At 31.6% G+C, this 8,501-nt stretch carries 8 protein-coding genes; all 8 read left to right on the forward strand.

Annotation, left to right across the window (positions count from 1 at the left end; translation table 11 throughout):
• On the forward strand, nt 1–1,829 hold a 1,829-nt coding region (locus FJV36_RS16265; RefSeq protein ID WP_158981259.1), incomplete at its 5' end, for a hypothetical protein.
• Entirely contained in the window at nt 1,829–4,867 is a 3,039-nt protein-coding gene (locus FJV36_RS16270) for a hypothetical protein (protein WP_158728534.1), read from the forward strand. The genes FJV36_RS16265 and FJV36_RS16270, both read left to right, overlap by 1 nt.
• Nucleotides 4,868–4,878: 11 nt before the next feature.
• Nucleotides 4,879–5,235 (forward strand): hypothetical protein, encoded by a 357-nt coding sequence (locus tag FJV36_RS16275; protein ID WP_158728535.1) that lies wholly within the window; start codon nt 4,879–4,881, stop codon nt 5,233–5,235.
• 114 nt (nt 5,236–5,349) lie between these two features.
• Nucleotides 5,350–5,694 carry a hypothetical protein gene (locus tag FJV36_RS16280; protein WP_158728536.1) on the forward strand — a complete coding sequence of 115 codons (345 nt, stop codon included), beginning with the start codon at nt 5,350–5,352 and terminating at the stop codon, nt 5,692–5,694.
• A gap of 106 nt (nt 5,695–5,800) precedes the next feature.
• Nucleotides 5,801–6,412, forward strand: a complete 612-nt coding sequence (locus FJV36_RS16285; RefSeq protein WP_158728537.1) for an EndoU domain-containing protein — start codon at nt 5,801–5,803, stop codon at nt 6,410–6,412.
• A 16-nt stretch (nt 6,413–6,428) separates the two neighbouring features.
• On the forward strand, nt 6,429–6,791 hold the full coding sequence (locus tag FJV36_RS16290; protein WP_158728538.1) for a hypothetical protein: 363 nt from the start codon (nt 6,429–6,431) through the stop codon (nt 6,789–6,791).
• Nucleotides 6,792–6,918: 127 nt separating this feature from the next.
• Entirely contained in the window at nt 6,919–7,449 is a 531-nt protein-coding gene (locus FJV36_RS16295; RefSeq protein ID WP_158728539.1) for a hypothetical protein, read from the forward strand.
• 599 nt (nt 7,450–8,048) lie between these two features.
• Nucleotides 8,049–8,501: hypothetical protein (locus FJV36_RS16300; RefSeq protein WP_158981261.1), on the forward strand; the 453-nt coding region annotated here is incomplete at its 3' end.

The following is an 8,501-nucleotide window of genomic DNA, read 5'->3' on the forward strand; positions in this document are numbered from 1 at the left end:
ATTTTATCAACAAAATCAACGAAGATTTTCATGCCTTTCACGACAGTCGCAAAGATGCTCAAAACAATCCAATTCCCTTACCTGTATTTACGGCTAAGTACATTGGTTATGATCCCGAAGTTCTAGATTCTACTTTATTATCTAGCTTCTTCTTCAAAGAATCGGAATTTGTTGCCGCAGGAGAAACATTCAACGAAAAAGACGATTTCGAATTGCCTATGATTGATATGGGTAAATCATTAGGAAGTTTTGCTGAAGGCGAATGCGGAATTGACGTTGTATTAAACTACGGCGATTACAAACACAATTTTGACAATAGTGAATTTGTTTTCAATTTAGAATATGCCCGTAAAGCCGAAGCTAAAATTGTAATAAGTGGTACTAATATAAATAAAAAATTATTACGAGAACAAAGTACACAGTTTATTGATATTGCAGCGTTTTACGGTTTATTTGTACCTAGCCAAAGTGTAAGCATCACAACATCAAGAACTCAAACTGTAAAAAAAGGCCCTGAAATATACGATGTTATTATTAGCAAATTTGCTACAAAGAACAATTGGTATGTTTATATCCAGAGTGATCGTACCCGTAGTTATGACTTTTATGGCAATTACAAAATAAATCCATCAGGAGTTAACAATCTAAAAACGGGATTACTTGAAAATCCGGATACGAAAGTTGTTCCTATGACCGAAAGCAAATACGGAACTTTTGACTGGCCCGTTTTAGTCAACACGCAACAACAGGCAAACTCAGTTACAACAAACAACTTGTATTTGCAATTAACAACCGATAACAACAACAATACCGCTTTATACGGGCAAATTGGAAAAATAGCTAACGCACAAAAAGACAATTTTATCAATGCTGATGGTTTGCGAATGCCTCCTGATGCTGAAGGTAAGTATCAATCTTTAACTTCACAAATACAGCTTACAGCACCTGCAGCAGCTGGTAAAAACATTGCAACACTTAGCATATTGCTCTATCAGGGAAAAATTAATGCTTACGAAGCTAAACAGGTTTTAGATGAAGCTGGTAACCCAATTGTTCAGTTAGGACAAGCTAACTTTTTTGATGATGTATTTAGTTTAATTGATGCACAACCTTTACTAAAATTAAGCGGTGATACAAGTTTTTCTAAAATGACTTCAGAAAAATTGAACCTAATCAATCATTTTTATGACAAGAAACAGCAAGGAATTTCGATTGCGCAAACGCTAACTGTAAATGATGTTATCGAAACAGGAATCGAAGCCACGCCAACAGTAGCCCGCGTGACCTACCTTACGGAAGCCAGTGATGTCATGAACAATGCCGTCTCTGCCACCGGAAGCACTACGCCCGATACCAAAACCAGCGCTTCAGCCAGCGGTGCGGTGACTAAAAGCAAAACGTACGAGTTACCAGAACCCTATTATTATAATTTGAAACTGTTTACAGATAGCACACAAACCATTACAGGACTGGAACTCAAAACGCTGGACGGAACCACACCCAACAAAATTATTTTGGGCTTAACCAAAACTGAAAACGACAACATAAAAGCGTTGATTACAGCGGGTTTAAAAAACCCCCGTTTGTTTTTGATTGATTTGTTTGAAGACGGCAATGAACTGCTCTCGCCCGAAAATATAACATATCAAAAATACAAAGTGGGTATCGTGGCTGAGAATACAAGTGGCGAAAAACAACTCTTTAATCCCGAAACCGATGTTTTTGTGTATTCACTAGATAGGAAGTACCATTTTAGTAAGGGGTATAGTGAGTATGTTAGAGAGGAACAAAATAATGAATTAACATTAGATTTAGATTTAGATATATAATGGAACAAGCAGCAATATTAAAATCGGGAATAGTAGTTAAATTAACGAATTTAACAAAACCTACCTATACGATATATGGTTTTTTAAACTCTTTTGAAACAGTCATTGATGGCGTGACAAAAAAATTCAGAGAGACAGTAGTCACTGATTTCAAAGAAGAAGATCAGAAGAATAAAGATGCCATTGGAGGATTTTATGAAGAGCAATTCTTTTTAGAATATCTAACAGATAAAAATAAACTTTACCAATTGAAAGATCATTATTATAAATTTAAATTAGCAACAGTCGATGATGAAATCAATGTTAAAAAATTAAAAGTTATTGCTCCATATACTGATTTTTGTAAAATAGAAACATATAAATGGATTTATAAACCTAACATATCAGTTATTGATAACGGAACCGAGCAAATTATTATTCCTAGTGGTTTAGATCCGGCTCCTCTATTAGGCGAAAATATACAGTTGAATAGTAATGCAATGCAATTTTACAGTCACAAAATTCGATTGTTTGTAACTCCTCTTACAGATATAAATGTGAAACAAGCTAAAGCATTATTGCTTGCCAAAATTGCTATTCGAATAAGCCAAATAGAAAGCATCTTAAATCTTTTTGATTTGGATACTTATACTGATTTTGGATATTATATAAATAGCCAAAAGTCAGAATGGAGTACTCAACCAATCTTTGCAAATCCTACTATTGAAGTGTTAGAAGACTATATGAGAAATTTAACTAATTTCTATAAAAGTTTTTATGTCAATCAGATTAAAATTCAAAAGGCTCCAAAAGAAGAAAAATTTTATTGGTTAGCACGATGTCTATCTGCTGAAGCATTGGCAACAGTGCCAACATATGAGAAAGTTAATTTATTAGAAAAGATAAGTGATTATAGTCATCAATTGACAGAAATTAATGAAGGAGAATCACTTGCAATCAAAATTATAAAATCTTTTACATTTGATTCTGTTTCTGCAGCTGATAGAAATGAACTTCTGCGCAGACTTATGTTAATTCAAGTATATCAAGTTCCTACTGTATATAACCAAATAAATACTGTTGATACCAAACAAACTCTTTTTGAAATATTATATTCAAAAATTGATGACAATAGGTCAGGGAGATATACCATTGGTCCTCTAGCATATACCTTTGGTTTGCTTGATACCAAAGACAACAGGACGGAATTCACACTGATGTTGTATAAAATATGGAAATCATCAAAGTATAACCCAAAATACGCCGACCCGTCTTATACGTTGCCAAAAAATGTTTTTGGAATATACCCTGAGTCTTATTATATGAAATTGATTGCTGATGCTGGCAACTCTAGTGCTTTAACCGCCTATTATAATCCAGAAACCTCACCAGCAATACTTGTTTATAATACAACCAATACCAGTTATTCTGACAATCATCTAAACACAACAGATGTTAATTATATCATAGGTGATTTTGAAGGAAAAAAAATAAAAATTCGCAAACAAGAAAGAGTTACGACCACAGAATTTGATTATGAAAAATACGATTATAGTCAGGAAGTAAACATTACCAGTCCTATATATGGTACATATGATTTGTACCAGCCCATTTCAATTATTGGCTTTAAACCTAATTTAGATTTACTGGAAACTTTTAAAGACCCTGAGACTAAAGTAGCTTATGAAAATGATCGTTTTCTTAACATTCCAGTCTTTTTCTTGTACTATATGCAAGATTATAGTAATTTAAAGAAAATTGATTTTGGAATTGTAGGTTTAGTCGAAGTTGCAATGAATTTATCAGGTATTGGAGCTTTAGCTGATTTAAAATATTTAGGCTATTTGTCAAAAGCGAGATCTGTTTGGACTGGTACAGCTACAGCATCAGAAACTGTATTGTTTTGGAAGGCAGTAGATGGAGTAAATAATACGGTACAATTTACAGCAGATAATTTGGCTTCTATTAATAGTTATACCAATAATACATCAACAGATCAGGATGTAAAGGAATTTACAGACAAAGTATCTGTAGTATTTGATTATATCTCAATGGGGGCTTTGGTCACTGACCCAATTATGAAAAGAAAACTTTTTGATGCAGCAGCTGAGGTGATAGCACAAGAAAGAAAGTTAATTTTACTAGGAAAATCTCATGGACTGGATACTCATACTATGGATGCGATTAAAGCAATATATGATATACAATCTCTGATAGGCTTGATGCAACTAAAATTAGACAATTTACCTTCTCATGCAAGTGATAACATCTTAACCAGATTTAGTACTTTTACTGACGATGAAAAATATGATTTTTTTGCCTATTTTTATAATCTTAAGGAAGAAGCAAAGTGGAAAGAAATGAATTTCCAACATTCAAGAGTTGTAAATGGTATTACGCAACAATATACTCTTGTAGATATTTGGAAAAATGAAATTATATATTTAAAAAATCAAAGAACTGTTGAGTTTTTGGAAGGAGTTAATATAGTAAGAAATGATTCTGGCTTATTAAAACATATTCACGATGGTGATTTTGAAATCAAGTTAAGAGGAGGTAATTCTATAATTGGTGAACCAAAAATTACAGGCTCACATAATATAAATATACTAAGAAAGACGCCTGTTACATCTGCTAAGCCTCTTTTAAAGGGTGAAATTTATTGGGTAGATCCACCTCCTAAATATAGTAAGCCTAATGATATTTTAAATTCTTATCAACAAGGTAAAATAGAAAGAAATATGTCTGATTTAACGGACCCTCATACAGGTTTACCTTTTGAAAAAGGGAATGGTAGTAGTATTGCAACTAAAAAAGGGGAAAATGTATATTTTCCAATTAGTTATTCAACCGAAAGAATTAATGAAGAAATGGCTTATGCACTTTCACAAATTGACAGATCTAAACCATATGATACCAAAATTGGTGCTGATGGCAGTTATTCATTTTATTATAGAGGAAGAGCAAGTGACGGTCATATTTTAGAAATTATTTATTTAAGTACCACTAATAATAAAAATACTGCAATTTTGCAAACAATATATCCAGTGAATTTTTAAAAAAAAAACAAATGAATAATACTATTTTAAATCAATATGGAATTACTTTCAATAAACAAAGTAATGGTAACATAAAAATTAATGCAAATTCAAGAAATTTAGATTGTTATTTATATATGCTTACAAGGCAAAAAAGAATGTTGCAAGAACTTATTACTACATTAAATATGGCTCTTATAGGTAATTCAATATCTCCAGATGATAAAGAATGGAGTGTAGAATTGGGGTTACAAATTTACACAGGAGTAATTCAGAATGATATGACTTTTGATTTATTCCTTGAAGATCATTATGATCAAACTTTGGAAACTTTTCCTCTTTCAGATATTAGAGAAATTTTTAATTCATTGTTAGAGTTTATAAATTAATTATCCCCTTAGCGCAAGCGTCACGCTCGTACCCATCTAGAGGAAATAGTAAGAATTAATATAGTATAATAATGAAAAACGAAAAAATTATAGAAGCAATTGTTGACAAAATAAATGATGGCTATGACTAAAAGAGAGTTTTTTAAATTAAATTTTTACAAAGTAAGGGATGCTTTTGGAGACATTAATTATTTCTGTGAAAGAGAGGTAGTAGGCAATTATTCCGAATTACAAATATTAAGTCATTTAAGTAAAAATGAAATTGATGGTTTTTTACATGACATTGATTATGCATTAAGTAGTGGTGTTTTTCCAGAAGTATTTATTTATTCGGATGGTATTGGAACAGATGAAGTGAAAATTATTCCACCCAATATGATAATTAATAATATTTGTACGGTATCATTAGTGGATATGAAAGCATTATTACTTGAATGGAAGGAATTTATAAATTCATAGTTTTATATGCAGACGACTTTAATTTAGATGTAATTTTATTGAAATTCGCAACATTCTTTTTTTTACCGATTTTTATAATCTTAAAAAAGAAGCTGACTGGACGGCAATGAATGTCCAATATGCACGAGTTATAGATGGTAGTCCTCATCAATATACTCTTGTAGATATTTGGAAAAATGAAATTCAATATTTTAAAAACCAAAGGACTTTTGAGTTTTTGGAGAATTTTCATATTATTAGAAACTCTCATGAGTTAGATATAGAAGTGTTTAAAGGTAGGTCTGGTAAAAAATTAAAGAAAGAGTTTGAAAATTTATCACCACCTTATCTTGATAATCATTATACTTGGGAAGCAAAAGGAGTTCATCACAAAGAGGCTTTACAAGTATTTGGAACAGGTGGTAAAGGACGAATAGTAACTGGTACAAAAGTTAATATTGGTCCACCAGAATTAGGGTATTATAAAGCAAAAGTTGAAGTTTACAATTCTGACTTCCCAAATAATGGTGGGTGGAAAGTAAAAAATAGTAAAGGTGGAATGAGTACTTTTTTCCCTGATAGCTGGTCAAAGCAAAAATTACAAGAAGAGTTAGTCGTTGCTTTAAAAAATAAAGAATATCAATTTAGTAATATTTGGCATGGAACAATGTCAGATGGAGTAAAAATACAATTTCATATTGATAATGGTGTCGTAAAAACTTCATTCCCTATATTTTAACATTAAATAAAATTACATGAATCAAAATATTAAAAATCAGTACAAAATTAACTTTGTTAATAAAATATCGAAAAATGATAACAGAATAACAAAAATACCCAATTTAAATAATATTATTTTTAGTGAATTTTTATTTAACTGGAATTCTGAAGAAATAAATGAATCATTATTACCTGATATTAATTTAGCGTTAGCTAATCCTAATAGCGAAATTGAGAATGGAAGTGAAACTAATAGTATTTTAATTTATCAGGATAAAGTTGATTTTTATAATGATAATGGATTTGCTTATCGACTTCCTACACAAGATTTTAAAGAAATAGTGATAGGTTGGCGTGATTTTTTATTAACTCCGCCATTTAATGGAACTAAAATTTAATGGATTATTATTGTGTTATAAAAATAAAATTATCCAATTTCCTTAATAATACTCAAAACGCCAAGTTGCCAAGAGTGAGACGCTTTCCAAATTTGAGAAAAACAATATAAATTAACACAGTATAATAATGAAAAACGAAAAAGTTATAGAAGCAATTGTTGAGAAAATAAATGCTGGTTACGATGATTATGATATTGAAAGATTCTTAAAGCAACAAGAAATAAATTCAGATGAATTTGATACCCTAATAGCAGCGGCTAAAGATAAAATTTTAGAGCATCAATTAAAGACATACCCAAAACAAAATAAAAGAGCATTCCGTGTATGGCTGTCTCTGTTTGTACTACTTTTTCTTTTTTGTGCCATTATTCTACCTACATTAAATATTGCTAATGGAATAATCCCGCTTTCAATAGTGGGAGCAATAAGTATATGTTTTACCGGATTTAAATCTATATTGTATTATAAAAGTTGGGAAAAAGACTTTATCGAAAGAGTGGGAAAACCAAAATTTGATTTACAAACCTATTTTCTAGTATCTAGTTTACCAACTGTTTTATTCTATTTCATAATTTCTTGGAATTTTATCAGCGGTCCAGGCCATAATCTCTATAAACTAGGCATGACGGTTAAATTCATAAAATCTCTAATGCCCTGAGTATTTATAAATACAAACACTAATGCTGTTTTATAACACCAATCGTGCGGACTCAATTCTTCAGTTCGTTATGGCGCTGGTGCAATCTATTCCTGAAAAGATAGGGTAAAAAGAGCTTAAGGGTCTCGCCCAATCGCGCGGATTTGCAATCCGTGCCAGCTACAATAAGCCATCATAAATGCTTTCTCGTCCTGAAAAAAGTTTACACATTTACACTTCCTTGTAAACCTATTTCTAGACAAGACACACTAAAATAACAGCTCAAAGACCCAACTCTTTGAGCTGTTTTAAAAACTACAATTTCAGTAAAAAAATACTGAGCAAACAGTCGTAAAACTGTCATTCTCACGACAGAAAATCACGATCTGACCAACCCAAAAAATCACATTCTATACATTCAAATGGAAGCTTAAAAACATAAGTTCCCCTAGCCTATTATTGGCTTGTTTATACCAAAGCCAATTATCACCACTCTTTTTTACGAATCAATCCTATAAAATTCCTTGATTGTTAAAATCGTAGGAATGCAACACGATAAAACTTAAGCTAAATACAATAATTATTTAGTCAAGTATCAAAACCATTTCACACTACACTATATGTATGCAACATCAAATTTTTTCACAGATTCAGGAGGATTTACACAAAGCCCAGCGCAATCTTTTGGCCCTGTTACTAATAATGAATTCAGGTTGACTTCAAAGTTTACTTTAACTGGTTCCAAAAAAGCCTTTGCCATTTGCAAAGGGGTGATTTTATTGCAACCGCAAGCAGGAGCGGGAAACCAAGATAAGGTAAACCTCATTCTTCGTACCTTCAAACAACCCTTCCCGGGACTAAATGTAAAATACTTCATCTACAGAGGTTTACAAAAAAGTGATTTCTTTACTTCAGATTCCGCTCCTAAAATCATCGAAAAAACAGCAACGACTTCTGATTTTATCAACAAAATCAACGAAGATTTTCATGCCTTTCACGACAGTCGCAAAGATGCTCAAAACAATCCAATTCCCTTACCTGTATTTACGGCTAAGTACATTGGTTATGATCCC

Origin of the sequence: Flavobacterium sp. I-STPP5a, assembly GCF_009764685.1 — a bacterium.
Taxonomy (GTDB): Bacteria; Bacteroidota; Bacteroidia; order Flavobacteriales; family Flavobacteriaceae; genus Flavobacterium.